This is a genomic window from Pseudomonas sp. PDM31, assembly GCF_019218965.1.
Lineage (GTDB): Bacteria > Pseudomonadota > Gammaproteobacteria > Pseudomonadales > Pseudomonadaceae > Aquipseudomonas.
On the sequence record NZ_JAHUWS010000004.1, the window covers coordinates 405,986 to 430,368 of the forward strand.

Below are 24,383 nucleotides of genomic sequence, written 5' to 3' on the forward strand. Positions count from 1 at the left end.
TTGCGGGTACTGCTGATCAAGACTTCTTCGCTGGGCGACGTGATTCATGCGTTGCCGGCGTTGACCGACGCGGCGCGGGCGATCCCCGGCATCAAGTTCGACTGGGTGGTGGAAGAGGGTTTCGCCGAAATTCCTACCTGGCACCCGGCAGTGGACAAGGTGATTCCAGTAGCTATCCGCCGCTGGCGCAAAAACCTGTGGCAGACCATCAGGAGTGGCGAGTGGAAGCGCTTCAAGCAAAGCGTTCGCGCCACCCGATACGACCTGGTCATCGACGCCCAGGGCCTGCTGAAAAGTGCCTGGCTCACCCGTTACGTAAAAGCGCCGGTGGCCGGTCTCGATAAAAGTTCGGCGCGCGAGCCCATCGCTGCGCGATTTTATAACCGGCGCCTGGCGGTTGCCCGTGGCCAGCACGCAGTGGAGCGGGTACGCCAGTTGTTCGCCATTGCCCTGGGTTATGACCTGCCCAAGGGGTTGGGCGACTACGGCCTGAACGTCGAGCGCCTGGTGGAATTGCCGCGCAAGAACCCGTACGTGCTGTTTCTGCACGGCACCACCTGGGACACCAAGCACTGGCCCGAAGCCTACTGGCGCGAGCTGGCCGAGCGGGTTGGCTATCTCGGGGTCGGGGTGAAGCTGCCGTGGGGTAATCCGGTCGAGAAAGCTCGTGCCGAGCGGATCGCCCAAGGCATGAAGCACGTCGAAGTGCTGCCGAAGTTGAATCTTGCCGGCGTCGGTAAGGTGCTCGCAGGGGCGCAGGCCTGCGTAGCGGTGGACACCGGCCTGGGGCATCTGGCTGCGGCGCTGGACGTGCCGACGTTGTCTTTGTTCGGTCCGACCAACCCGGGCCTGACCGGTGCCTATGGCAAGTCGCAGATCCACCTGGCCAGCGACTTCCCTTGCGCCCCATGCCTGCAAAAGAAATGCACTTATCAACCGACGGCCGAAGACGCCCGCCGGTTTGACCTTAAACGCGAGTGGCCACTGTGCTTCACGCGTCTGAATCCCGAGCGTGTCGCCAGCCGACTGAGCACGTTGTTACTGGCTGAGGAGCTGCGCTGATGCAATTGGCTTTTGTCTTGTACAAATATTTTCCGTTTGGCGGCTTGCAGCGCGACTTCATGCGCATCGCCCTGGAGTGCCAGCAGCGCGGTCATCAGATCCGTGTTTACACGCTGATCTGGGAAGGTGACATACCGCCTGGCTTCGAAGTGCTGGTGGCGCCGGTCAAGGCGTTCTTCAACCATCGGCGTAACGAGAAACTCAGCGAGTGGATGGAGGCCGACCTGGCCAAACGTCCGGTCGACCGCCTGATCGGCTTCAACAAAATGCCCGGGCTGGACGTCTACTACGCCGCCGACGGCTGCTTCGAAGACAAGGCGCAGAACTTGCGCAACTCGCTGTACCGTCGCTGGGGTCGCTACCGGCATTTCGCCGAGTACGAGCGTGCGGTGTTCGCCAAGGACGCCAAAACCGAAGTGCTGATGATTTCCGAGGTCCAGCAGCCGCTCTTCATCAAGCATTACGGCACGCCGCTTGAGCGCTTTCATTTGTTGCCGCCGGGGATCTCTCAGGATCGTCGCGCGCCGGCCAATGCCGCCGAAATTCGCGACGGATTCCGCCGTGAATTCAGCCTCAAGGACGATGACTTGCTGCTGGTGCAAATCGGCTCCGGGTTCAAGACCAAGGGCGTTGATCGCAGTCTCAAGGCGCTGGCGGCGTTGCCCGCTGATCTGAAGAAGCGCACCCGGCTATTTGTAATTGGCCAGGACGACCCCAAATTATTCCAGATGCAGAGCGCCGCGTTGGGGCTCGGCGACAACGTTACGTTCCTCAAGGGTCGTAGCGATATCCCGCGTTTCCTGCTCGGTGCCGACCTTTTGATCCACCCGGCGTATAACGAAAACACCGGGACCGTATTGCTTGAAGCCTTGGTGGCCGGGCTGCCGGTGTTGGTCAGTGCCGTCTGTGGTTACGCCCATTACATCGCCGAGGCCGACGCCGGTCTGGTGCTGGACGAACCCTTCGAGCAGGCGCAACTGACTCAGTATCTGACCGGCATGTTGAACGACGCGCAAGCAAGGGCGGCCTGGAGTCGCAATGGCCTGGCTTTCGCCGAGACAGCCGACCTCTACAGCATGCCGCAACACGCGGCCGATGTGATTCTGGCGGAGCACGCTTAAATGAAGTTGATGCTGGCTGAACCGTTCAAAAGCCTTTGGGCCGGGCGCGACCCGTTCGCCGAAGTCGAGGGGCTCGAGGGCGAGGTGTACCGCGAGCTTGAGGCACGCCGCACCCTGCGCACCGAAGTGAACGGCAATGGATTTTTCGTCAAGATTCACCGTGGCATCGGCTGGGGTGAGATTTTCAAGAACCTGCTCACCGCCAAGCTGCCGGTACTGGGAGCCGGTCAGGAATGGAAGGCTATCCAGCGCTTGCAGGAAGCCGGCGTACCGACCATGACCGCCGTGGCATATGGCGAGAAGGGTGGCAATCCGGCGGACCAGCACTCCTTCATCGTTACCGAGGAACTGGCTCCAACGGTCAGCCTGGAAGACTTCAGCATCGATTGGGTCAAGCAACCACCCGAGGTAAAACTCAAGCGGGCGCTGATCGCCGAAGTCGCACGGATGACGGGCATGATGCATCGCGCCGGGGTCAACCACCGCGACTGCTATATCTGCCATTTCCTGCTGCACACCGATAAACCGGTGACGGCTGAAGACTTCAAGCTCTCGGTGATCGACCTGCACCGTGCCCAGACCCGCCCGGCCATCACGCAGCGCTGGCGCAACAAGGATCTGGCAGCACTGTACTTCTCGGCCCTGGACATCGGCCTGACCCGCCGCGACAAATTCCGTTTCCTCAAAGTCTATTTCCAGCAACCGCTGCGCCAGATTCTCAGCGAAGAAGCCGGTCTGCTGAGCTGGCTCGACGGCAAGGCCAACAAACTCTACGACCGCAAACAGCGATACGGGGATGCGCTCTGATGGCGGGTTGGAAACTGGAGCCGGCTTATAGCGATCTGGCAGAGGACTTTGGCAGTCTTGAGGCCGTGTTTGCGCTTGAAGGCGAGCAACTGACCCGTGATCTGCTGTCCGAGGTCATCCGCGTGCAGCGCAATGGCGTGAATTATTACGTCAAGCGTTACGTCGGCGCCGGTAAGGGCTTGCGTCGTTACCTGGGTAAACCGCGGGTGAAAATGGAATGGCAGAACCTCAAGCGTTTTGCCAAGTGGGGCATTCCGACCGCCGAAGTGGTGGCATGGGGCCTGGAGCGACGCGGAGCGGCCTATGCCCGGGGGGCGATGATTACCCGTGAGCTGCCGCGCACCGAAGACATGTCTGTGCTGGCCGAACGGCGCGATCCGAAACTCGCGGATCGTGCATGGGTCGACGCCGTGAGTCGCCAGTTGGCCTGCTATACCCGAATCATGCATGACCACCGCTTCACCCATAACGATTTGAAGTGGCGCAATTTGTTGATTGACGACGAGGCCCGGTTGTTTCTGATCGATTGCCCCAACGGTGATTTCTGGCGCGGCTTTTGGCTCAAGTACCGGATCACCAAGGACCTGGCATGCCTGGACAAGGTTGCCAAGTATCAACTGTCGGCGACTCAGCGCCTGCGCTTTTACCTGCAATACCGCGGGCGGACCCGGCTCAATGCCGCCGACAAAAAGCGGATCCGACACGTGGTGAGATTTTTCGAGGGACGCGAATGATTGATTTTCTGGCAGCTGAAGACCGTGCGCTGCTTGAGCGTCACGGTCTGGCCACCTTCGATGCACTCTGGGCCAAGCAGCTCGAGGCGGTGGATGAGCCCAACACCGGTCGTGGTGGCTGGAGCAGTGTGTTTCGCCTGGATCTGGAGGGTCGTGGCTTTTATCTCAAGCGTCAGTGCAATTACATGACCCGCACCTTGCGCGCGCCCTTCGGCGAGCCGAGTTTCGCCCACGAATTTCGCAATATCGTGCGCTATCAGAATTTGCAAATTCCTGCGCTGCATGCGGTGTTCTACGGCGAGCGCAAGGTTGATGGCGAAGTCCGGGCGATTCTGCTGACCCGCGCCCTGGATGGTTGGAATGACCTGGACTCGCTGTTGCAGCACTGGCCGCAATTGAGCGAAGTGCAGCACAGCGAAATTCTCAAGGCTTGCGGCGAGCTGGCCCGGCAACTTCATGGCGCACGTCAGGTGCATGGGTGCTTTTACCCCAAGCACATCTTCTTGCGTGCGTCCGGCAACAGCTATAAGGGCCAACTGATCGATCTGGAAAAGACCCGTCGATTGCTGTACGGGCAGCGTGATCGGGTCAAGGATCTGGAGCCGTTGATCCGTCGTGCGCCACAGTGGGGCGAGGCGCAGTTGCGCCAGTTGCTCGCTTCCTATCTGGATCAGCCGCTGGATAGTTCGCTGATCGACACCTGGCTCCAGCGTCTGACGGCGCGGCGCAGCCACAAGAGGGTGCGTTGATGCGCTTGTCGGAACTCAAAGCCAGCGGTCGCAATCCCTCCCTGCCACTGAGCGTGTCCCTGGCTGATGCTGCCGGTACCGCCGACTTGCAGTTGTTGAGCTTGTTGCGGGTTTTGCCAGGGCAGCGTTATGTCGGTGCCGGCATCTGGCGTGGCCGGCCGGTGTTGGCCAAGTTGCTGGTCGGCAACAAGGCGGCACGGCATTTTCAACGAGAGCTCGATGGCGTGCGCCTGTTGTCCGCCCAAGGGTTGACCACGCCGCAATTGTTGGCTGATGGCCTGAAAGACGGCGAGGGCGGCTGGCTGCTGTTTGATTTTCTGGAAAACGCGCAAAGCCTCGGCGATACCTGGAAACACGTTGAGCATTTGCCGGTACTGGCTGACGAACAAACCGCAGTGCTGGCCGAGGCGTTGGGTGCCATCGGGCAAATGCACCGCAAGGGCCTGTGGCAGGAAGACCTGCACCTGGACAACCTGCTGCGTCAGGGCGGGCGCTTGTATTTGATCGATGGTGCCGGGATCCGCTGCGAAACGCCCGGTCAGGCGCTGTCGCTGCAAAAAGTCCTGGAAAACCTCGGTGTGTTTTTTGCCCAGTTGCCCAAGTCTCTGGAGCCATTTACTGAAGAGTTGCTGGTGTACTACCTGCTGAGCAACGGCGAGCACGCTTTGCCCATGGAGGGGTTGCAGAAGCAGATCGACAAGGTCCGTGCCTGGCGCCTCAGGGATTACCTGATCAAGGTTGGTCGCGAATGTACGCTGTTCAGCGTCCAGCGCGGGGCCTTCGGTTTGCAAGCGGTCCGCCGAGAGGAAGAGTCGGCCATGTTGCCGGTACTGGAACAGGCCGATGCCCTGCTTGATCAGGGGTACCTGTACAAGACGGGCGGTGCGGCGAGTGTCGGCAAAGTCGAGGTGGATGGCCGCACGCTGGTGATCAAACGCTACAACATCAAGGGTTTTGCCCACTGGCTCAAGCGCTTCTGGCGACCGAGCCGGGCCTGGCACTCCTGGTGCGAAGGCAATCGCCTGGCGTTCCTCGGGATTGCCACGCCCAAGCCGCTGGCGTTGCTGGAGAAGCGTTTTCTGTGGCTGCGCAGCCGAGCCTATCTGATCACCGAGCACCTGCCAGGGCCGGATATCATCGAGCGATTTGCGCCGTACGTTGAGAGCGGCGCCGCGCCGGAATCAGAGCTGCTTGCCCTGGATCATCTGTTTGCAGAGCTGATTCGCGAGCGGATCAGCCATGGCGATTTCAAGGGGCATAACCTGTTCTGGCAGGAAGATCGCTGGGCGTTGATCGACCTGGATTCGATGTGTCAGCACGCGTCTGTCAGCAGCTTCGGCCCTGCCTATGCGCGGGATCGGGCGCGCTTCATGCGCAATTGGCCTGAAAGCAGTGCGCTCTATCAGGTTATTGACCGGCGACTGCCCAGGGATATCTCCAGCGCCAGCTGATCGGGCCTGCGGCCCTGTCGCCAGAACGCCTTCCCGAGCAAGCGTACTCCCACAGAGATTGCTGCTGAACTAAAAGCCAGTGAACACCTCTGTCCAAATGTGGGAGCCAGCCTGCTGGCGATGGGGCCGGCGCAGGCAACCCGGAATAGACTGCAAGCCCCTGTGAGCCGTCCTACATGATCTTGGGAAGCCGTGAACTGCCGCCCGGGTAAGTTGGGGTGTTAGGTTGCCTGACGTTCTCGGAGGGCAGCTTTTGACGATAAAAACGATTGTTGTAATCGGTGCTGTTTCACTGATGTTATCCGGCTGCGGGACCGCGCATACGGTGCTGCAGAGTGACGCCGATGCTGCTCGCGGCCTCAGGAAGCAAAAGACTTACTGCCAGTCGACTCCCCGTGTCTATAGCGGTCTGGCCTACGATTTTTGCGTTTTGAACGCACCGCCCGACCCCACAGGTGTCCTGCTGCCATTCGTCTTGCTGGACCTGCCTCTCTCCGGCGTCTTCGATACGGTTTCCCTGCCCTACACGATTTACCGGCAAACCGTAGATGGCAACCTCGGTATTTACTGGAGGCCCGGTGTAAATTGAGATCGGCGGGGCGCCGCAGCGCCGTCCTGCTGCTCGCGGCTAGAGGCTTGTCGCTGCTTTTACGCTATAATCCCGCCCTTTAGCTGTCTCTCGCCCACTTGCGAGGGCACATTAATTTTCGAGGCGCTTGCGCCTGCATGCAGACTAAAGAGGCTAGACCCCTGTGGCATTGACGATTCTTGGCCTGTCCGGCGCCCTTAGCCATGATCCTTCCGCAGCCTTGTACATCGACGGCAAGCTGGTCGCGGCTGCTGAAGAAGAGCGCTTCGTGCGCGATAAACATGCAAAGAACCGCATGCCCTACGAATCGGCGAAGTTCTGCCTGGAACAGGCCGGTATCAAGCCTTCCGACGTTGACGTGGTGGCGATTCCATTCGCTCCGATCAGCCTGTTCGGCAAGGCCCGCTGGCAGTACGCCAAGCGTTACTGGTACGCCCCGGACCGTGCACTCGACGCGATCCTGATGGGCAACCGTCGCTACAAGCGCTATCGCAACAAGATCGTCTGGTGCCTGGAGCAACTGGGCTTCGATCCGAAGAAGATCAAGATCGAGCCGGTCGAACACCACCTGGCCCACGCCTCCAGTGCCTACCACTGCTCCGGCTTCAAGGAGAAAACCGCGATCCTCGGGATCGACGGCAAGGGCGAGTACGCCACGACCTTCTTCGGTTACGGCGAAAACGGCAAGATCCACAAGATCAAGGAATTCTTCGATCCTGACTCCCTCGGCGGCCTGTACGGCGCGATCACCGAGTTCCTCGGTTTCGATATGCTCGACGGTGAGTTCAAGGTCATGGGCATGGCGCCGTACGGCGACGCCAGCAAATACGATTTCTCGCGCCTGGCCTCTTTCGAGAACGGCGAGTTGGTCATCAACACCGACTACGCCAACGTCATCGGCCTGCGTCGCTACAAAGAGAAGGGCAAGGGTTACTACTTCTCGCCGAAGCTGATCGAGTGGCTGGGGCCCAAGCGCGAAGGCGACATCGCCGACGAGCCTTACATCCACTACGCCGCGAGCATCCAGGCGCTGTTCGAAAAAATTGCGCTGCAGATGATCGACCACTACCTGGGCGACGTGCTCAAGGAAACCGGCAAGCTGGCCTACGCCGGTGGCTGTGCGTTGAACGTCAAGCTGAACCAGAAAATCATCGCCCGCGACGACGTCAAGGAGCTGTTCGTTCAGCCTGCCTCTGGCGACGCCGGTACCGCGGTGGGCGCGGCAGCCTATGTGTCCAACGCCCGTGGCGTACCGGTCGAGAAGATGGAACACGTCTACCTCGGCCCGTCGTACAGCAACGAAGACGTGATCGCGGCCTGTGCCCGTCACGAGAACAAGCCAACGTGGCGCAAGCTCGACAACATGCCGGAGCAGATCGCCAGGATCATGGTCGACGGCAACCCGGTGGCCTGGTTCCAGGGCCGCATGGAGTTCGGTCCACGTGCGCTGGGCGGTCGCTCGATCATCGGCTGCCCGAGCGTGGCCGGCGTGGCCGATCGCATCAACCACCAGATCAAGTTCCGCGAGCGCTGGAGGCCTTTCTGCCCTTCGATGCTCGACACCGTGGCGCCGCAGATGATCAAGATCGATCACCCGGCCCCGTTCATGACCTTCACCTTTGAAGTAGCGGAAGAATGGAAGACCCGCGTGCCGGAAGTGGTCCACGAGGACGGGACTTCCCGCGCCCAGGTGCTCAAGCGCGAATACAACCCGCGCTACTACGACATGATGAAAGCGCTGGAAGTGCTGACCGGTAACGGCGTGTCGCTGAACACTTCGCTCAACCGTCGTGGCGAACCGATGATCTGCTCGCCGACGGACGCCCTGAACATGTTCTTCGGTTCCGATCTACAGTATCTGATCATGGAAGACATCCTGGTGGTCAAAGAGGGCGCGAACGCATATGACACGCTCGGCTGAACGCCATGTGCTGCAGTTTTGTCACGGCTATGACGGGCCGTTCCTGGACTGCGCACGGCAGTACGCCAGCCTGTTCGCGGGGACCGGTTATCGAGTGACCACGGTGTTTCTGACCGGGGTTGCCGATGCCGACGTCGCCGCAGGATGCGCCAGTGATGAAGTGCTGTTCATGGAGTACAGCTCCAAGGCCATTCGTGGCCTGAAGCTGGGGGCCATCGGCGATCTGCGCAAGATCGCCGCGTCGCGCAACTTCAGTTTCTGCATCGCCCATCGTTTCAAACCCATCTACATCGCCTTGCTCGGCACGTCGTTGCCGGTGATCGGTGTGCATCACGGGTTTGACGACTACAAGCGCGTCAGCCGCAAGCTGTTTGCGCACATATTCCGCAAGCGCCTGAGTCTGCTTGGTGTGTCCGACGCGGTGCGCGACGACATGCGCAACTGTCTGCCGAAATGGCCGCATTCGCGGATTCGTACGTTGTACAACCGTATTGATGTGGAGGCCTTGCAGGCGACTCAGGTATCGGCCCGCGAAGCTCGGGAAACCTTGGGCCTGTCGGCGGATGCCTGGATTGTCGGCAATGTCGGGCGCCTGCATCCGGACAAGGATCAGGCCACGTTGCTGCAGGGTTTTGCCGAGGCGCTACCGGGACTGCCGGGCAACAGCCAACTGGTGATTCTCGGTTCCGGTCGCCTGGAAGAGGATCTCAAGTCGCTGGCCCGTGAGCTTGGCATTGGTGATCGCGTGCTGTTTCTCGGTCAGGTACCTGATGCCCGCAACTATTTCCGGGCCTTCGATGTATTCGCCCTGAGTTCCGATCACGAACCGTTCGGCATGGTCCTGCTGGAGGCTATGGCCGCTGGGGTGCCATTGCTGGCCACGGCTTGTGGTGGGGCGAGGGAAGTGGTCGAAGGTGTCGGCATCCTGTTCCCGCTCGGTGATGCCGCGCGTCTGGCGCAAGGCCTGCAACATCTGGCCGGCATGGATGAGCAGCAGCGTGTCCAGTGTGCCGGGCTGATGCTCGAACGCTTGCGCGAGCACTTCTCCGATCGCGCGGTACGCGATGCTTTCTGGCATTTGCCACACGTTACCGAACTGGCACAGAGGGGCTGATGCTCAACCGATTTCAAGGCTGGCGCGAGCGTGGCTGGGCGGTAGTCGATGCTTCGACTTACGCCCAAGCCTGGCAACTTCATGGCGGCAGCGTCGCGACCCACCCCATGGTGGTCGAGCGGCTGGCCAATCTGGCCGACATCCCGGTGCGTTACCTGGCCTGGGAACAGAACGGTGAACTCAAGGCGGCGATCCCGACCTGGGGCCGCGACCTCGCCTTATCCAAGGACGTGCTCAAGCGCAGGGGCAAAAAAGGCCTGTTCGACCTGGGCAATGCCGAGATCATTCTGCCAGCTGCTGCCGATGCCCAGGCGCCGCTGCGACATCGCGGTCGCTATTTGTCGGCACTCAACGAAGGCCGCTTCAGCGGCATCAAGTTGCAGGCTGAACAACTGGCCATGGCGCGCACGCCGGAAGAGCTGTCGAAGAAATTTCGTTACAACCAGCGCCGCGAATTGCGCCTGCTGGAGGAGGCGGGCGGCGTTGTGCGTGCTGTCTGCGAGTTTTCCAGTGGCGAGCTGGCAGCGATTTACTGTGATCTTTTCCAGCGTCGCTGGGGCTTCCCGGCGACGGGGGCCGAGCGCATGGCCGAGGTCATCGGGTTGCTGCGTGAATTGCTGATCGGTTCGGTGATTTTCCTCAACGATGCGCCGATCGCCATTCAACTGGTGTATCGGGTCGAGACGCCACAATGGATCAGCGTCGAGTACATCAATGGTGGCGTCGATCCCCAGACCCGCGAGTTCAGCCCCGGCAGCGTGTTGAGCTTCCTCAATACCCAAAGCGCCTGGGAGCATGCCCGGGCACTGGACAAACCGTTGCGCTTTTCCTTCGGTCGCGCCGACCGTGAATACAAGGATCGCTGGTGCAATCCCGTGCCGGTCTTCACCGTATGAGCCAGCCCATGAGCCGCAAACAGCAACTGCTCAAGCGCCACCGGCGCAATAAACGTATCGGTCTGCTGATTGCGCTGGTGTTGCTGGTAGCCATTGGTGTGCTGGTGGTCTGGTGGTTGCCGCTGCTGGTCGCGGTCCTGGGCTGGATAGCCCACGAAGCCTGGTTTGCCGACCACCTGTTCTACTCGCCCAAAGACGACTACCAGTACAGTTTTCCCCCCTACACGCCGCAGCCCAAGGTGCACCTCAATGGTGAGTATTTGCGGCTGGACGAAGGGGTCATGCTGGTCGACGACGCAACACTGATACTGGCCCTGCGGGTAAAAAGCACCTGGCTGGGGCGCTTCATCGATCCTGTGGTCGAGTTGTGTGGCGGCGATAACCCGGACCGGCAAACATTCGAGCGCGGTGTCAACGGCCTGCGTTACCTCAATCTTACAGGCCAGGCGCAGGTACTTTCGCGCGGTGAGCTACGTCTGTGCGGGCGTTTTTGCCGCGTGCTCGGAGAGCCCGTGCTGTGGGCCTTGGAACATCCGGATTACCGACGTCAGCGGGTAATGGTGATCGCCCCGCACGCCGATGACGCCGAATTGGCTGCCTATGGTTTGTACAGCCAGGCGGACGAGGCCTGGATCGTTACGCTGACGGCCGGTGAAATCGAAGCCGGACACTACCGGCAGATGGGTATGGATAAGGTTGAAGCAGCCCGCCTGAAAGGTCGTTTGCGCGCCTGGGACAGTATCGCCGTGCCGCGCTGGGGCGGAGTGCCGCAAGCCCATTGCGTACAACTGGGTTATTTTTGTCTGCAGCTGGCGGCCATGCAGGCCTCGCCAACCTCGCCGGTAGCCTCGCGCGAGGCCGACTTGAGCGACACCCGTCTGTTCCGCCAACTCAATCCCTTTGCTTTGCCGGGCGACGCCGACGGTGCGCCGACCTGGAATAATCTGCTGGCGGACCTGCGTGAGTTGCTGTTGCGCGCGCGGCCCGAAGTCATCGTCCTGCCGCACCCGACCCTCGATCCGCACCCTGACCATATCTGCGCCCAGGCGGCCGTGCTCGAAGCCTTGCAAGGCCTGGACTGGCAGCCAACCACATTGTTGGGCTACGCCAACCACTTGCACGACAACGATCGCTGGCCGATGGGTGATAGCGGTCATGGCATCGCCCTGCCACCCGCCTTTGATCCGGCTGCGCCGATGCAACCCTGCTGCCTGCCGATATCACTGGAGCTCCAGCGTGACAAGGCCATGGCGTTGGGCATGATGCACGACCTGCAACCACCCATGCCGTTCAAGCGGCGTCTACGCCGGTTGATTCAGCGGCTGTTGGCCGCCCGGGTACCGCCAACTTATGGCGAGAACGAATTCTTTCGCAAGGCAGTTCGGCGTCACGAACTTTTGTGGACCATCAAGCACACACCAGGCAATGTTTCTCAGCGGGGAGAGTTATGAGTCAGCGGTCAAAGGTCTTGCAGCTGCAGCCTGACTACAACGTCAAAGCCCATGATTTCGCCGACCTCGCGGAGCAGATCGTCAAGGCCTTGCCGAGCGATCGCTATGAAGTGACCGCAGCCTTTCTGCGTGGCAGGCCTGGCCCCGGCGAGGCAGTGAGCCGGGCCGACCGTTCGGTGTATTTCGAATTTTCCGACAAGTCCCTCAAAGGCATGCGCCTGCGCGCCATGTGGCAGCTGTACAAGTTCTGCCGCAGGGAAAAATTCGACGTGGTGATCTGCAATCGCTTCAAGCCGGTAAACATGATGCTGACGCTCAACCGCTGGTTGAAAGTGCCGCTGTGCATCGGCATTTCCCACGGATTTGGCGAGTACGACCGGTTTTACCGGCGTCGCCAGACCCAGCGTCTGATCGATCGCCACTGGCGCTTCGTCGGGGTATCCCCGGCGGTAAAACAGTATTTGCTCGATTGTGACTGCGGTTTCACCGACAAGAACACCTACGCCATCACCAACGCCATCGACATCGAACAGGCCGAGAGTTTGCAGCACTCTCGGGAAAAGGCCCGTGAAATGTTGGGTATCGATCCGTCGGTGCGATTGATTGGCGCACTGGGTCGCCTGGTTCCGGTCAAGGGCCATATTTATTTGCTGCAGGCTTTTGCCGAACTCAAGGATAAATACCCGAACACGCAATTGGCGATCATCGGCGCCGGTCGTGAAGAGTCGCGCCTGGCAGCGGAAATCGACCGCCTGGGCCTCAGCGGTCGCGCCCATTTGCTGGGGTTCAAGGAAATAGCCCTGCAGTACATTCGGGCATTCGACATCTGGACCATGCCTTCTTTGGCTGAAGGCCTCGGGCTGGCGCTACTCGAAGGCATGAGCGGGCATTTGCCGGTGATCGCCTCGAACGTGCCGGCCATGTTGCCGCTCATCGAGGGGGCTGGTGGCCTGGCGATTACGCCGAAGGATGTGCCAACGTTGCAGGCGGCGCTGGACACTTACCTTGGCCTTCCGGATGACGAACTCAAGGCCAAGGGCGAGCAGGCCTTCCGTTATCTGCAGCAACACCATGACATCGAGGAGTTCCGTCGCGAATACCTCAATCTGATCGACTCCGGCCTGGAACAGGCCAGCAAGGAGCAGCCATGAACGACGCGCAACCCATCGTTACGGTCATCATCGCGTCGTACAACCACGCTCCTTACATCGAACAAAGCATTCTCAGCGTCCTCAACCAGACCTATCCGAACATCGAGTTACTGGTAGTCGACGATGGCTCGAAGGATGACAGCGTCGAGCGGATCAAGGCATTGCAGGCTGCCCATGGTTTCGACTTCCGGGTCCAGGAAAACCAGGGGCTGACCAATACCCTCAACGGTGCAATTGCCCGGTCCAAAGGCAGCCTGATCGTGCCGTTCGGTTCGGATGACATCATGCTGCCGGAGCGAATCGCTATCCAGGTCGCTCATATGGATGGCAAGCCCGAGGTCGGCATTTGCGCCGGCAACATCGAATTGATCGATGCCGAAGGCAATCTCTACCCCGAGAAGCGCCAGCGCCGGGATGTACCGTTCCGTCGTCTGGATTTCGAAGACATGTTCCTCGAGCGCAAGCCCTATCCTCCGGCTCCAACCTTGATGATCCGCCGCGAAGCGCTGGACAAGGTGGGCGGTTTCGACCCGACCATTCGCCTGGAGGATTTGCTGATCGAGCTGAAGGTGACTCACGCCGGTTACTTCATCGATGGGCTGAATGTGCTGATGGCGCGCTATCGCAAGCACGCCACCAATTCCTACAAGAACCACCGTTTCATGATCGACAGCATCCTGCGCACCTATGCGCTGTTCAGCGACCATCCGCTGTATGACGAGGTGCGCTACAAGTTTCTCAACTCGATGTTTCTCAAGACGGCCAACCGCGATCGCAAGCTGGCGCGAGAGCTCTTGGCGCAGATTCCGCTCAAGGCTTGGAACAAGAAGACCTGGCGAGGTCTGGGGCGATTGTTTTTTTCACGTGTGGAAAAAGACTGAGCCCGGGGCGTTGCTCAAGGTTATCAAGCAACTTCGTCCGAGAACTCTTTGCGGGTCTTCCTGTTGTGTCGTATCCACTGCAGGGTTTTCTTGCCTGCCGTGATGCCTGGTTTCTCGATGTAGACGTAGGTCAGGCTGCTGATGACGATCAGCAGGAAGCTGCACAGCGCCATCAAGGGCAGGAAAGTCCAGGTTTCCCGCACATCCAGGTGCAACACTGGCGACAGGCGCTGTACCAGAACCCAGAGCACGAAACCATGCAGCAGGTAGGTGCTGTAACTGATTTCTCCCAACCAGCGGATGCTGCGTGGCTTCAAGACGCCAAACAATAGATTGCCGGATGCCACGATAGAAAAAAATACGGTCAACAGCAGCAGCGGGCCCAAGCGGAAAGCGCGGTTGAATGCCGTAAATGCAATGGCCAGCGCCACCAGGGCGATGATTCCTGCCATTGGCGACTTGCCCCAGGCCAGCAATTGCGGCCGGCGAATCCAGTACGCAGCCGCGATGCCGCCGAGAAAGCCTGTCAGGTAGTGTTTCTTCAGCGAGTGCTCCCAGCCCACCAGCTGATAAAGTGCATAGATACCGATCAGGCAAAGCACCGTCTGCGCCCAGCTACCGCGATAGATGAACACCATGCCCGCCAGCGGCAGTGACAGGTAGAAGAACACCTCGTATCCCAGTGTCCAGGTGACGTTCGAGATCAGCATGCCGGTCTGGGGGTATTGATTGACGTCAGGTCGGTCGAACACCAGCCAAGCCAGAGTCTGGGCAATGATCCGGCCGACAGGTTCCTTCAGCTCCCAGTTCTGCACATAGAACACCGTCACGAACACTACCAGCATCAGCGGCAGGTAGAGCGGATAGAGGCGAAACACCCGCGATACGGCAAAGGCCAGCCAGTCGTGCTGCCGCCCGTGGGTGAGCAGCCGGTCCCAGAACAGGAAGCCGGTAATCATGAAGAACAGTGCGACGCAGCCCTGGCCGAGCTGGGCGTAGAGGTTGTTCGGCGGCAAGTCGAACACACCGGTGCGCAGGAATATCCAGGTGATGATGGAGTGGTGCACAAACACGCCGAATGCCAGATAGCCACGCAGGCCATCAATGCCGGCATAGCGGCTTTCGCCAGAGTGATCCAGCTGTCGGGCGAACGCTGGCACGGTGCGTATCATCAGCGCAGCCGTGGCGATCGCGAGCAGATAGGCCGTCAGGGCAATCAGCGGGTTGGTTTCTGTCATCAGTGAGTCCGGGCCGGGGGAGGGCCGGTCAGCACTTGCCTGTGCAAATTGGCCACGTCGGACTCCGATGCTGTCGCGGCGTACCCCTGGAGCAGCGCGTCGAAATGATCCTCGAACAACCAGCGCCGATCCTCGGCATACCGCTGCATGTGGCGCAGATTGCGGCGACGCAGCGCAGCGCTCAGTGACGAAGGATAAATACGCATGTCGGCTATATCGATCAGGCCGAATTCACCGTCTTCGAGCACCAGTACGTTGCCCAGGTGCAGGGAGCGGAAGTAGACGCCTTGCTGATGCAATTGCGCCATGAACTTGCCGAAACGCTCCACCAGCGCCTGGCGCACTGCCGGGGCTGTGATGCCTTGCAGGACCTGGCGCAGCGTATTGCCAGGAAGCGGCGAGTAGTGCACTGCGGTATGGCCGTCTTCGAGCCGATAGAGGTCAAGGATGTGCGGGGTGGGAATACCCATGCTGCGCAATTGCACACTGTTGACGGCGAACCGTTCAGAGTAAGGGTTAAAACTCCCCGAGGTGTACCAGCGGCGGCGGCGAAACAATTTGAGGAAGCTGCCGTCAGCCAGGCGCAGGACTTTCGGGCCCAAGCCATCCTCTTCAATAACCCGGGCATCGGCAGTCAGTTGCTGCAGGGCGCCCTTTGTCATTGTCTTGACTGGCATGTCCAGGAGGCGTCTGGCCCGCTGATTGATGCTCAATGCGGCGATCAGTGCCAGTGGAATCCACAGCAGGAACCAGTGCTCCTTGGGGCGCGAGATAATGCCGCCGCCCTCAGTCAGGCCGGCGCCGATACCGAAGGCCAGCCAGGTTGAGGCGATGATGAACAGCGGTTGCAGGCGATGGGTCCAGCAGTTGATAAAGCTGCGAAGATGGAAGAACAGCCATGGCAGCAAGCCGATGATACCCACGTAGTAGAGCACTCCGAGGGCAAAGTTGTGGGGTTCTTGCAGGGTATAACCGATACCCGGATCGAGTGACAGTGGGGCGTTATAGCCATACCCGATCCACGGATGGTCGGCAATCTTGTCCAGGGTCAGTTGCCAGAGTTCGAAGCGAAATGAGCTGCCTCTTTCAATGATTTGCTGCGAAAAAAACGTGAAAACGACCGCTCCGGTAGTGAGCACGGACGCCAGCATCACGACGGAGCGCCGATTCCAGCAGACAAAGCACAGCCACAGGGCGGCTATCGACAGCGCTGCCAGAGGAGTTCTGGAGCCGGTTGCAATCACCGCAGCGAGCATGATCGCCGTTGCAGGGAGGCTCAACCAAAGTACCTGAAGGCGCTTGCAAGTCATGCTCAGGCTTAGCCAGTAGGCGCAGAAAAAACCGAAGACATGGGAGCTGAGCAGTGGGTTATCAAAGGCGCCGACGCCGATCAGACGCATCTCCGGTTCGTAGATCTGGCCAAACCTGTAGAGGTTGTAGGCTGAGGCGACCACTGCCACGGTCGCGGCGCAGAACAGCAGGGGGGCAATGATTTCGCTGCGATAGCGCACCATCAGCGCGCAGCCGACGAAAAGCAGAAAGGTATGCAAGGCGGGTTTGAGCTGACTGGCGGGAACGTCATCAACCGGGCTCCAGGACAAGCTGAGCAATGCCCATCCCAAAAACAGCAGTACCGCAATGATGATCGGTTCCTTCAGCAGTTCTTTACAGATGCCCGGGCGCAGGCACAGGGTAACGAATGCCGGAATGCTGAACAGGCCATAGTACAGTTTGTGGTGCACGCTGCGCCCCGGCAGAAAAAACATGGCGCAGAGCAACAGGAAATATCCGAGTGGAAGGATCCACAGGCAAATGAAATCGAAAACTCGATTGGATGTAGTGTTCAATCCGCTTAATTGCATGCTGAGAGACTTATTCCTGAAATTGAGCAGCCCTGCCCGGCCAGGGAGCAATCGATGAATATTTGACGCGCCACAATACACAGTCTTTATGCGATTGCCAGAGACCCGGGGAAGCTGTGCTAAAGTCAGCGTCCTTTTCATCGACAATCGCGTGATATGACCGACTCCAGTCTCTCCGCAAGCCCTTCAAGCTTGAAAATCTACTTCCGTCTGCTTGGCTACGTCCGGCCATATATCAGTCTGTTTCTGATCAGCATCGTCGGTTTTCTGATTTTCGCTTCGACGCAGCCAATGCTGGGCTACATTCTCAAGTACTTCGTAGACGGTCTGTCCAATCCCGAGGCGGTGCTGTTTCCAAGCGTGCCCTACCTGCGTGACCTGCAATTGTTGCAGGCTGTGCCGTTGCTGATCATTCTCATCGCAGCCTGGCAAGGTCTTGGATCCTATCTGGGAAACTATTTTCTGGCCAAGGTTTCCCTTGGGCTAGTCCATGATCTGCGGGTCCAGCTATTCAACAACCTGTTGGTGCTGCCTAACCGGTATTTCGACAAGCATAACTCGGGGCACCTGATTTCACGTATCACCTTCAACGTGACAATGGTCACGGGGGCGGCTACAGATGCGATCAAGGTCGTTATTCGTGAAGGCATGACGGTGGTCTTCCTGTTCGCCTCGCTGCTGTACATGAACTGGCGCCTGACGCTGGTCATGGTCGCCATCCTGCCGCTGATCGCTCTCATGGTGCGTACGGCGAGCAAAAAATTCCGCAAACAGAGCAAGAAAATCCAGCTGGCCATGGGTGACGTAACGCACGTGGCCTCGGAAACCATCCAGGGTTATCGCGTGGTGCGCAGCTTCGGTGGCGAAACCTACGAAGAAAAACGCTTCTTCAACGCCAGCCAGGGAAACACCGACAAACAGCTGCGCATGACCCGTACCGGCGCCATTTACACGCCACTGTTGCAACTGGTGATCTACACCGCCATGGCTGTGCTGATGTTCCTGGTCCTGTTCCTGCGCGGTGACGCTTCTGCCGGTGACATGGTGGCCTACATTACCCTGGCCGGTCTGTTGCCCAAGCCGATCCGTCAATTGTCCGAAGTCAGCTCGACCATCCAGAAAGGCGTGGCCGGTGCCGAAAGCATTTTCGAGCAACTGGACGTCGAGCCTGAGGTCGACACCGGCACAGTCGAGCGCGACGTGGTCAGCGGTCGTCTGGATGTGCGCAATCTCAGCTTCACTTATCCCGAAACCGAGCGCCTGGTGCTCGATGACATCAGTTTCTCGGTCGAGCCTGGGCAGATGGTGGCGCTGGTGGGCCGTTCGGGCAGCGGAAAATCCACCCTGGCCAACCTCATTCCGCGTTTCTATCACCACGATAAAGGCGAAATTCTCATCGATGGTGTTGAAGTCGAGCAGTACAAACTGTTGAACCTGCGCAAGCACATCGCTCAGGTAACCCAGCATGTGACCCTGTTCAGTGACACCGTGGCCAACAACATCGCCTATGGCGATCTGGCCGGCGCACCCCGAGAAGACATCGAGAAAGCCGCCAGGGACGCTTACGCGATGGACTTCATCGCGCAATTGCCCCAAGGCCTGGATACCCAGGTCGGGGAAAATGGTGTGCTGTTGTCCGGTGGCCAGCGCCAGCGTCTGGCGATTGCCCGCGCGCTATTGAAGAACGCCCCGTTGCTGATCCTTGACGAGGCGACGTCGGCGCTCGATACCGAGTCCGAGCGGCATATTCAGGCCGCGCTGGACCAGGTCATGAAAGGTCGTACCACGCTGGTGATCGCTCACCGCTTGTCCACCATCGAGAAGGCCGATCTGATCCTGGTCATGGATCAGGGGAAAATTGTCGAGCGGGGCACCCATGCCCAACTGCTGGCGCAGAACGGCTACTACGCCCGCCTGAATGCGATGGGCCTCGATGCCCCGGCGCAAGACATCGCCTGACCTGCGACAAGAGGGTGGGCCGGGCTCACCCTTTCTGAATCATCAGGTTGCAGCCGTCGCACAAGCCGACGCCAACCCTGTGTTAATATCGCGCCCCTGTTCATTCTGTATGTGGGTTGCTCCATGAAGTTGTCGATGCCGCGATTCGATCAAGCCCCTGTCTTGGTAGTCGGCGATGTCATGCTCGACCGTTACTGGCATGGTGGTACCTCACGGATTTCCCCTGAGGCGCCGGTGCCTGTGGTCAAGGTCGATCACATCGAGGACCGCCCGGGCGGTGCCGCCAACGTAGCCTTGAACATTGCCGCCCTCGGCGCACCGGCCTCGCTGGTCGGCGTGACCGGCGACGATGAAGCCGCCAACAGCCTGGCCAACAGCCTTGAGGGCGCGGGCGTGCGGGCGTTGTTCCAGCGCATTGCGCATCAGCCGACCATCGTCAAGCTGCGGGTCATGAGCCGGCACCAGCAACTGCTGCGTATCGACTTCGAAGAACCCTTCGCCACCGATGCCCTGGCATTGGCAGCGCAGGTCGACGAACTGCTCGAAGGCATCAAGGTGCTGGTGCTGTCCGACTACGGCAAAGGCGCGCTGAGAAACCACCAGGCGCTGATCCAGGCCGCCCGTGCCCGTGGCATTCCGGTGCTGGCCGATCCCAAGGGCAAGGATTTCTCGATTTACCGTGGTGCGAGCCTGATTACGCCTAACCTCAACGAATTCGAAACCATCGTCGGTGGTTGCGCCGATGAGCACGAGTTGGTGAACAAGGGCGCGCAATTGATGCACGACCTGGACCTCGGTGCCTTGCTGGTGACCCGTGGCGAGCATGGCATGACCCTGTTGCGCCCTGATCACCCTGCGTTGCACCTGCCGGCCCGTGCCCGTGAAGTGTTCGACGTGACCGGTGCCGGCGATACGGTTATTTCTACCCTGGCAGCGGCGATTGCCGCCGGAGAGGAACTGCCCCACGCCGTGGCCCTGGCCAATCTTGCAGCGGGTATCGTGGTCGGCAAGCTCGGTACGGCGGCCATCAGCGCGCCGGAACTGCGTCGGGCGATTCAACGTGAAGAAGGGTCCGAGCGCGGGGTGCTGGGCCTGGAACAACTCCTGCTGGCGGTTGCCGATGCCCGGGCGCACAACGAGCGGATCGTCTTCACCAACGGTTGCTTCGACATCCTGCACGCCGGCCATGTGACCTATCTCGAGCAGGCGCGAGCCCAGGGTGATCGCCTGATCGTGGCGATCAACGACGATGCCTCGGTCAGCCGCTTGAAGGGGCCGGGTCGTCCGATCAACAGTGTCGACCGGCGCATGGCGGTACTGGCGGGTCTGGGAGCGGTGGACTGGGTGATCAGCTTCCCTGAGGGCACACCGGAAAACCTGCTGCGCGAGGTCAAGCCTGATGTGCTGGTCAAGGGGGGTGACTATGGCATCGACCAGGTGGTTGGCGCGGATATCGTGACTGCTTACGGTGGCACCGTGAAAGTGTTGGGGCTTGTGGCAAACAGCTCAACCACGGCGATCGTCGAGAAGATCCGCAATAACTGACGGTGATGAGAGCTTGCTGTGGCAAGGGGCCTACTGTGTCTAGGGGGTTTCTGTGGCTATGGGACTTTCTGTGGCGAGGGGGCATGCTGTGGCGAGGGGGCTTGCCCCCGTTGGGCTGCGAAGCAGCCCCCCCAAAATCTCTGACGCCTCAAGATCTTGTGAGCGCTTCGCGCTCAAACGGGGGCAAGCCCCCTCGCCACAGAACCCTGTTTTTCTCTGGGCTCCTGTGGTGCCTGCTCTATCGTGCGGCCTTGCGCGGCACCATTTTCTTCAGCAGCTGTTTGGCTTTTCCGCGCAAGCGCGCCAGGCCAGAGTCCTTCCCAGGCGGCGTCAACCCCTGCTGCCGTACCCAGTCCTTCCAGCGAATCCGCTCATCGCGCACCAGCCAGCCTTCCTGCCGGGCAAAGCTCTCGGCCAGGTACAGCCCGCGAGTGCTCGCCGGGTACAACTGATCCTTTTTCAAGGTATAGAGCTCGGCCATCGGGTGACCGTCCTGCAAAGGCATCAGGTACAGGTCCGGGCGCTTGCGGTCGAGGCGGGCGACGAGTTGATCGCCTTCCAGCCTTTCGTCGACATGGAACAGGCTCAAGGATTTGGCTTCCTTGGGCACTTCCAGGCGCAAGTCGTAGATCAGTTGCAGCGACGCCGTCGGCAAATGAACGTAGGCCCGGGGCCGCTCAATCAGTTGCAGATTCGCGCAACGCACCGGTCGCGCCGAGCCGGACAGTGGCGTCAACCGAAACGGCAGGGCTTCACGGTAATGCAGGGCCGTGGAGTAGGGTGCCGGCAGCCAGGTGTCGTTGAAGCGTCCACCGAGCCAGCCTTCGGGGGTTTCCAGCAGGCACTCTTCGGCAATTTCCTGGATTGCTGTGTGCAACGGCAGGTTCAGCTCGTGGGCCGGTACATAGCCGGAGATCAACTTGAGCACCACGTCGCCGCGGTCCTGCCGACGCTGGCGAACCAGCACCCAGTAATCGCGATTCTGCCAATGCAGCGTCAAGCGCACCGAGACGCCGAGGTTGGCCAGTTCCAGGGCAAAACGCTCGCTGTCACTGACCGTCACCGGGCGACGACGTTGCAGGGTCTGAGTGAAGTTCAGCGGCCTGCCGACGCTTTGGTAAGTCAGGCCTTCGGGGGTCGCTTCGACGAATAACGGCAGGGTCTTGAAGTTGCTCGGGTTCTTTCTTATGAGCGTACGCGGCATGTCGGCTCCTGCTTAAGGCCGCGTGGGCGGCGTCAGTTGCTACGTAGGACCTGGGCAACGGTCGCGACATTGTGGGCGAGGTGCAACGGATTGATGGTGCCGACAATAGCACTGGCAACACCGGGATGTTCAAACAACAACTCGAAACTGGCGCGCACCGGATCAACGCCCGGGCTCAGGCAAACGTGACCGCTGGCTAGGGCTTTTTTCACCAGAATGGCTTTGCCGTGTGCAGCAGCATAGTCAATGACGGCTTTCTCGTTCTGTTCGTTCAGATTGTAGGTGACCATCGCACAGTCACCTTGCTCCAGTGCTTTCAAACCGCCATCGACGGTTTTGCCGGAGAAACCGAAGCCACGGATCTTGCCCTCGGCCTTCAACTCGGCGAGCGTCCCGTAGACCTCGCAGTCATTGAGGATTGCCAGGTCGTCACCGTCGGAGTGCACCAGCACCAGATCGATGAAGTCTGTTTCCAGACGTTGCAGGCTACGTTCTACCGACATGCGCGTATGTGCGGCGCTGAAATCGTGGCGCGACAGACCGTCGGCAAACTCCTCGCCGACCTTGCTGACAATCACCCATTCATGACGCTGGCCGCGCAGCAACGGGCCGAGGCGTTCTTCGCTGCGGCCGTAGGCTGGTGCGGTATCGATCAGGTTGATGCCAAGGTCGCGTGTCAGTTTGAGCAACATGCGCGCTTCGTCGTCGTCAGGGATCTTGAAACCGTTGGGGTACTTCACCCCTTGGTCGCGGCCCAGCTTCACCGTGCCCAGGCCAAGGGGCGATACCAGCAGGCCGGTGCTGCCCAAGGGGCGATGCAAATCGTGCAGGGTCGGCTGGCTCATGGCAACAATTGCTCCCAGGCTGGAACGCCCATCGGCGGTTTCGGCAGTTCCGGCAGTGGCGCCGGATGGCCTGGCTGGATACCGTCGCGGGTCAGGCTGGCGATGACCCGGTCGGCGAAATCAGGTGCCAGCGCCAGTTTGGTCGGCCAGCCGACCAGTAGTCGATCCTGCTCGGCGAGGAATGCGTTGTCCGGGCGGACCAGCCCCGACTGCAGCGGCTCTGCACGGTCGACGCGCAGGGTCGCCCATCGCGCGGTGCTCAGGTCGATCCACGGCAGCAACTGACCGAGCTCTTTCTGCGCCGTGGCAATTTGTGCGGCGGGTTCACGGGCCACACCTTCGGCTTCGGCGATGTCACCGCCCAGGTACCAGACCCACTGGCCATCGGCGGCCGGGTGGGTGGTCACGGTCAGGCGCGGTTTGGTGCCCCCGCCCAGGCAGTGGGCGTACAGCGGCTTCAGGCCCGGGCCCTTGGCGATGATCATATGCAGCGGTCGGCGCTGCATGGCTGGCTGGTCAATGCCCAATGCCGCCAGCAAGTCGGCGGTGCCGGCGCCGGCGCTGAGGACGATGCGTTGGGCACGGATTTCTCGCTCATCAACCTTCAGTCCGACCAGATCGCCGTTTTCCCGAATCGGTTCGATCTTGTGCCCGGCGAGCAAGCCGTCACCCGCCAGGTCGGCAAGGCGCTGGATCAGGCTCGGAACATCGATCACCAGCTCCGCGAGGCGATAGACCTTGCCCTTGAAGCGTTTGTCTTGCAGGGCCGGGGGCAACTGCTCGCCCTTGACCTGATCGACGCGACCGCGCACGGCCTTGCTGGCGAAAAAACTGGTGAGGTTGCCGGCGAGGGTGCCGGGCGACCACAGGTAATGAGCTTCGGACAACAGGCGCACGCCGGACAGGTCCAGCTCGCCGTCGCCGGCCAAGGCTTCACGCCAGCGGCGCGGCATATCGGCGATGGCTTCCGAGGCGCCGGTCAGGGCACCGTGCAGCGCGTACTTGGCACCGCCATGGATAATGCCCTGGGACTTCAGGCTCTGCCCGCCGCCAAGGCTGGCGCTTTCCACCAGTACGGTCGAATAACCCTGGCGGCGCAGGCGCGCATTCAGCCAGAGGCCGGCGACACCAGCGCCGACAATCAGAACGTCGGTGGAAATAACGGATGGCATTCGGCGACCTCAGTGTTCAAGACGAGGACGCAGTATACAGACTCGAAGAAGAGTCGATTTGTTGGTGATCAATAGGGTGGACGCAAATCCTGTGGGAGCGGGCTTGCTCGCGAAGGCGGTGTGTCATTCAGAATGGAAGTTGGCTGGCTTTGCGCCTTCGCGAGCAAGCCCGCTCCCACAATGGAGCTTAATGCGTCTTCAGTGCCCGGCAGTTTTGGAGAAGAGCTGGATGACCACAACGCCCAGCACAATCAACGCCATCCCCAGCATCGCCGGTACGTCCAGCTTCTGCCCGTAGATAAACAGTGCCGCGACGCTGACCATCACGATGCCCATGCCGGCCCACACCGCGTATGCCACGCCTACCGGGACGCTGCGCACCACCAGGGTCAGCATCCAGAAGGCAATGCCGTAGCCGACGATCACCAGCAGCAGCGGCAGCGGAGTGCTGAAGCCTTTGACCGCTTTCATGGAAACAGTGGCAATCACTTCGGCGCAGATGGCAATGGCCAGGTAGTAGTAAGCGGTCATGGGTCAATCCTCGTGTGAAGTGTTGCTCTCTGAGGTCGGCATTCTAGAGTCTGGCCAGATGCGGTAAAGTCATTACCTATCTGTTTTGAAGATGGGTTTA

Annotated in this window: 21 protein-coding genes; 15 read left to right on the forward strand and 6 right to left on the reverse strand. The window is 60.3% G+C overall.

Annotated elements, in window-relative coordinates:
* The 13 genes from waaC to KW839_RS10660 all read left to right on the forward strand — a co-directional run bounded on the left by waaC (position 1) and on the right by KW839_RS10660 (position 13,927).
* Positions 1-1,062 (forward strand): lipopolysaccharide heptosyltransferase I, encoded by a 1,062-nt coding sequence (waaC, locus tag KW839_RS10600; protein WP_218424278.1) that lies wholly within the window; start codon positions 1-3, stop codon positions 1,060-1,062.
* Complete coding sequence (locus tag KW839_RS10605) at positions 1,062-2,183, forward strand: glycosyltransferase family 4 protein (protein WP_218424279.1); 1,122 nt, start codon at positions 1,062-1,064, stop codon at positions 2,181-2,183. Before waaC ends, KW839_RS10605 begins: the two co-directional genes overlap by 1 nt.
* The gene (rfaP, locus tag KW839_RS10610; RefSeq protein ID WP_218424280.1) at positions 2,184-2,990 is read left to right on the forward strand and encodes a lipopolysaccharide core heptose(I) kinase RfaP; all 807 of its coding nucleotides are present in this window, start codon (positions 2,184-2,186) and stop codon (positions 2,988-2,990) included.
* Positions 2,990-3,724, forward strand: coding sequence for a lipopolysaccharide kinase InaA family protein (locus KW839_RS10615; protein WP_060542694.1), 735 nt, complete (start codon positions 2,990-2,992; stop codon positions 3,722-3,724). The genes rfaP and KW839_RS10615 overlap by 1 nt, the downstream gene beginning before the upstream one ends.
* Entirely contained in the window at positions 3,721-4,473 is a 753-nt protein-coding gene (locus tag KW839_RS10620; protein ID WP_218424281.1) for a lipopolysaccharide kinase InaA family protein, read from the forward strand. The genes KW839_RS10615 and KW839_RS10620 overlap by 4 nt, the downstream gene beginning before the upstream one ends.
* Positions 4,473-5,924, forward strand: a complete 1,452-nt coding sequence (locus tag KW839_RS10625) for a lipopolysaccharide kinase InaA family protein (protein WP_218424282.1) — start codon at positions 4,473-4,475, stop codon at positions 5,922-5,924. Before KW839_RS10620 ends, KW839_RS10625 begins: the two co-directional genes overlap by 1 nt.
* A gap of 253 nt (positions 5,925-6,177) precedes the next feature.
* Positions 6,178-6,513, forward strand: coding sequence for a YceK/YidQ family lipoprotein (locus KW839_RS10630; protein ID WP_218424283.1), 336 nt, complete (start codon positions 6,178-6,180; stop codon positions 6,511-6,513).
* Between the two features lie 163 nt (positions 6,514-6,676).
* Entirely contained in the window at positions 6,677-8,434 is a 1,758-nt protein-coding gene (locus KW839_RS10635) for a carbamoyltransferase (protein WP_060542698.1), read from the forward strand.
* A complete protein-coding gene (locus KW839_RS10640; RefSeq protein WP_218424284.1) occupies positions 8,418-9,548 on the forward strand; it encodes a glycosyltransferase in 1,131 nt (376 codons plus the stop codon). The genes KW839_RS10635 and KW839_RS10640 overlap by 17 nt, the downstream gene beginning before the upstream one ends.
* On the forward strand, positions 9,548-10,444 hold the full coding sequence (locus tag KW839_RS10645; protein WP_060542700.1) for an antimicrobial resistance protein Mig-14: 897 nt from the start codon (positions 9,548-9,550) through the stop codon (positions 10,442-10,444). The genes KW839_RS10640 and KW839_RS10645 overlap by 1 nt, the downstream gene beginning before the upstream one ends.
* A gap of 8 nt (positions 10,445-10,452) precedes the next feature.
* On the forward strand, positions 10,453-11,895 hold the full coding sequence (locus KW839_RS10650) for a PIG-L deacetylase family protein (protein ID WP_218424285.1): 1,443 nt from the start codon (positions 10,453-10,455) through the stop codon (positions 11,893-11,895).
* A complete protein-coding gene (locus KW839_RS10655; RefSeq protein WP_218424286.1) occupies positions 11,892-13,046 on the forward strand; it encodes a glycosyltransferase family 4 protein in 1,155 nt (384 codons plus the stop codon). The genes KW839_RS10650 and KW839_RS10655 overlap by 4 nt, the downstream gene beginning before the upstream one ends.
* On the forward strand, positions 13,043-13,927 hold the full coding sequence (locus KW839_RS10660; RefSeq protein ID WP_218424287.1) for a glycosyltransferase: 885 nt from the start codon (positions 13,043-13,045) through the stop codon (positions 13,925-13,927). The genes KW839_RS10655 and KW839_RS10660 overlap by 4 nt, the downstream gene beginning before the upstream one ends.
* A 23-nt stretch (positions 13,928-13,950) precedes the next feature.
* Here the strand turns inward: KW839_RS10660 and KW839_RS10665 are convergent, their stop codons facing one another.
* Both KW839_RS10665 and KW839_RS10670 read right to left on the reverse strand, forming a co-directional pair.
* Complete coding sequence (locus KW839_RS10665; protein ID WP_218424288.1) at positions 13,951-15,165, reverse strand: acyltransferase; 1,215 nt, start codon at positions 15,163-15,165, stop codon at positions 13,951-13,953.
* The gene (locus KW839_RS10670) at positions 15,165-17,027 is read right to left on the reverse strand and encodes an O-antigen ligase family protein (RefSeq protein ID WP_218424289.1); all 1,863 of its coding nucleotides are present in this window, start codon (positions 17,025-17,027) and stop codon (positions 15,165-15,167) included. The genes KW839_RS10665 and KW839_RS10670 overlap by 1 nt, the downstream gene beginning before the upstream one ends.
* A gap of 156 nt (positions 17,028-17,183) precedes the next feature.
* On the opposite strand from KW839_RS10670, the gene msbA reads away from it, so the two are divergent.
* Positions 17,184-18,986, forward strand: a complete 1,803-nt coding sequence (gene msbA, locus KW839_RS10675) for a lipid A export permease/ATP-binding protein MsbA (RefSeq protein ID WP_218424290.1) — start codon at positions 17,184-17,186, stop codon at positions 18,984-18,986.
* Between the two features lie 123 nt (positions 18,987-19,109).
* Positions 19,110-20,531 carry a bifunctional D-glycero-beta-D-manno-heptose-7-phosphate kinase/D-glycero-beta-D-manno-heptose 1-phosphate adenylyltransferase HldE gene (gene hldE, locus KW839_RS10680; RefSeq protein ID WP_060542707.1) on the forward strand — a complete coding sequence of 474 codons (1,422 nt, stop codon included), beginning with the start codon at positions 19,110-19,112 and terminating at the stop codon, positions 20,529-20,531.
* A 238-nt stretch (positions 20,532-20,769) separates the two neighbouring features.
* Here the strand turns inward: hldE and KW839_RS10685 are convergent, their stop codons facing one another.
* The 4 genes from KW839_RS10685 to KW839_RS10700 all read right to left on the reverse strand — a co-directional run bounded on the left by KW839_RS10685 (position 20,770) and on the right by KW839_RS10700 (position 24,283).
* The gene (locus KW839_RS10685) at positions 20,770-21,735 is read right to left on the reverse strand and encodes a metal ABC transporter ATPase (protein ID WP_218424291.1); all 966 of its coding nucleotides are present in this window, start codon (positions 21,733-21,735) and stop codon (positions 20,770-20,772) included.
* A gap of 32 nt (positions 21,736-21,767) precedes the next feature.
* Complete coding sequence (locus KW839_RS10690) at positions 21,768-22,580, reverse strand: aldo/keto reductase (RefSeq protein WP_060542709.1); 813 nt, start codon at positions 22,578-22,580, stop codon at positions 21,768-21,770.
* Positions 22,577-23,752: an FAD-binding oxidoreductase gene (locus tag KW839_RS10695; protein WP_218424292.1), complete on the reverse strand. Its 1,176-nt coding sequence runs from the start codon at positions 23,750-23,752 to the stop codon at positions 22,577-22,579. Before KW839_RS10695 ends, KW839_RS10690 begins: the two co-directional genes overlap by 4 nt.
* Before the next feature lie 198 nt (positions 23,753-23,950).
* A complete protein-coding gene (locus KW839_RS10700) occupies positions 23,951-24,283 on the reverse strand; it encodes a multidrug efflux SMR transporter (RefSeq protein ID WP_008004867.1) in 333 nt (110 codons plus the stop codon).
* Between the last annotated feature and the right edge of the window lie 100 nt (positions 24,284-24,383).

Coding starts and splice junctions, on each gene's coding strand:
- KW839_RS10620 (WP_218424281.1), top strand. CDS start 3,721: ATGATTGATTTTCTGGCAGCTGAAGACCGTGCGCTGCTTGAGCGTCAC.
- KW839_RS10685 (WP_218424291.1), bottom strand. CDS start 21,735: ATGCCGCGTACGCTCATAAGAAAGAACCCGAGCAACTTCAAGACCCTG.
- KW839_RS10670 (WP_218424289.1), bottom strand. CDS start 17,027: ATGCAATTAAGCGGATTGAACACTACATCCAATCGAGTTTTCGATTTC.
- KW839_RS10695 (WP_218424292.1), bottom strand. CDS start 23,752: ATGCCATCCGTTATTTCCACCGACGTTCTGATTGTCGGCGCTGGTGTC.
- KW839_RS10625 (WP_218424282.1), top strand. CDS start 4,473: ATGCGCTTGTCGGAACTCAAAGCCAGCGGTCGCAATCCCTCCCTGCCA.
- KW839_RS10640 (WP_218424284.1), top strand. CDS start 8,418: ATGACACGCTCGGCTGAACGCCATGTGCTGCAGTTTTGTCACGGCTAT.
- KW839_RS10690 (WP_060542709.1), bottom strand. CDS start 22,580: ATGAGCCAGCCGACCCTGCACGATTTGCATCGCCCCTTGGGCAGCACC.
- KW839_RS10645 (WP_060542700.1), top strand. CDS start 9,548: ATGCTCAACCGATTTCAAGGCTGGCGCGAGCGTGGCTGGGCGGTAGTC.
- KW839_RS10650 (WP_218424285.1), top strand. CDS start 10,453: ATGAGCCGCAAACAGCAACTGCTCAAGCGCCACCGGCGCAATAAACGT.
- KW839_RS10655 (WP_218424286.1), top strand. CDS start 11,892: ATGAGTCAGCGGTCAAAGGTCTTGCAGCTGCAGCCTGACTACAACGTC.
- KW839_RS10665 (WP_218424288.1), bottom strand. CDS start 15,165: ATGACAGAAACCAACCCGCTGATTGCCCTGACGGCCTATCTGCTCGCG.
- rfaP (WP_218424280.1), top strand. CDS start 2,184: ATGAAGTTGATGCTGGCTGAACCGTTCAAAAGCCTTTGGGCCGGGCGC.
- KW839_RS10660 (WP_218424287.1), top strand. CDS start 13,043: ATGAACGACGCGCAACCCATCGTTACGGTCATCATCGCGTCGTACAAC.
- KW839_RS10605 (WP_218424279.1), top strand. CDS start 1,062: ATGCAATTGGCTTTTGTCTTGTACAAATATTTTCCGTTTGGCGGCTTG.
- msbA (WP_218424290.1), top strand. CDS start 17,184: ATGACCGACTCCAGTCTCTCCGCAAGCCCTTCAAGCTTGAAAATCTAC.
- KW839_RS10615 (WP_060542694.1), top strand. CDS start 2,990: ATGGCGGGTTGGAAACTGGAGCCGGCTTATAGCGATCTGGCAGAGGAC.
- hldE (WP_060542707.1), top strand. CDS start 19,110: ATGAAGTTGTCGATGCCGCGATTCGATCAAGCCCCTGTCTTGGTAGTC.
- KW839_RS10700 (WP_008004867.1), bottom strand. CDS start 24,283: ATGACCGCTTACTACTACCTGGCCATTGCCATCTGCGCCGAAGTGATT.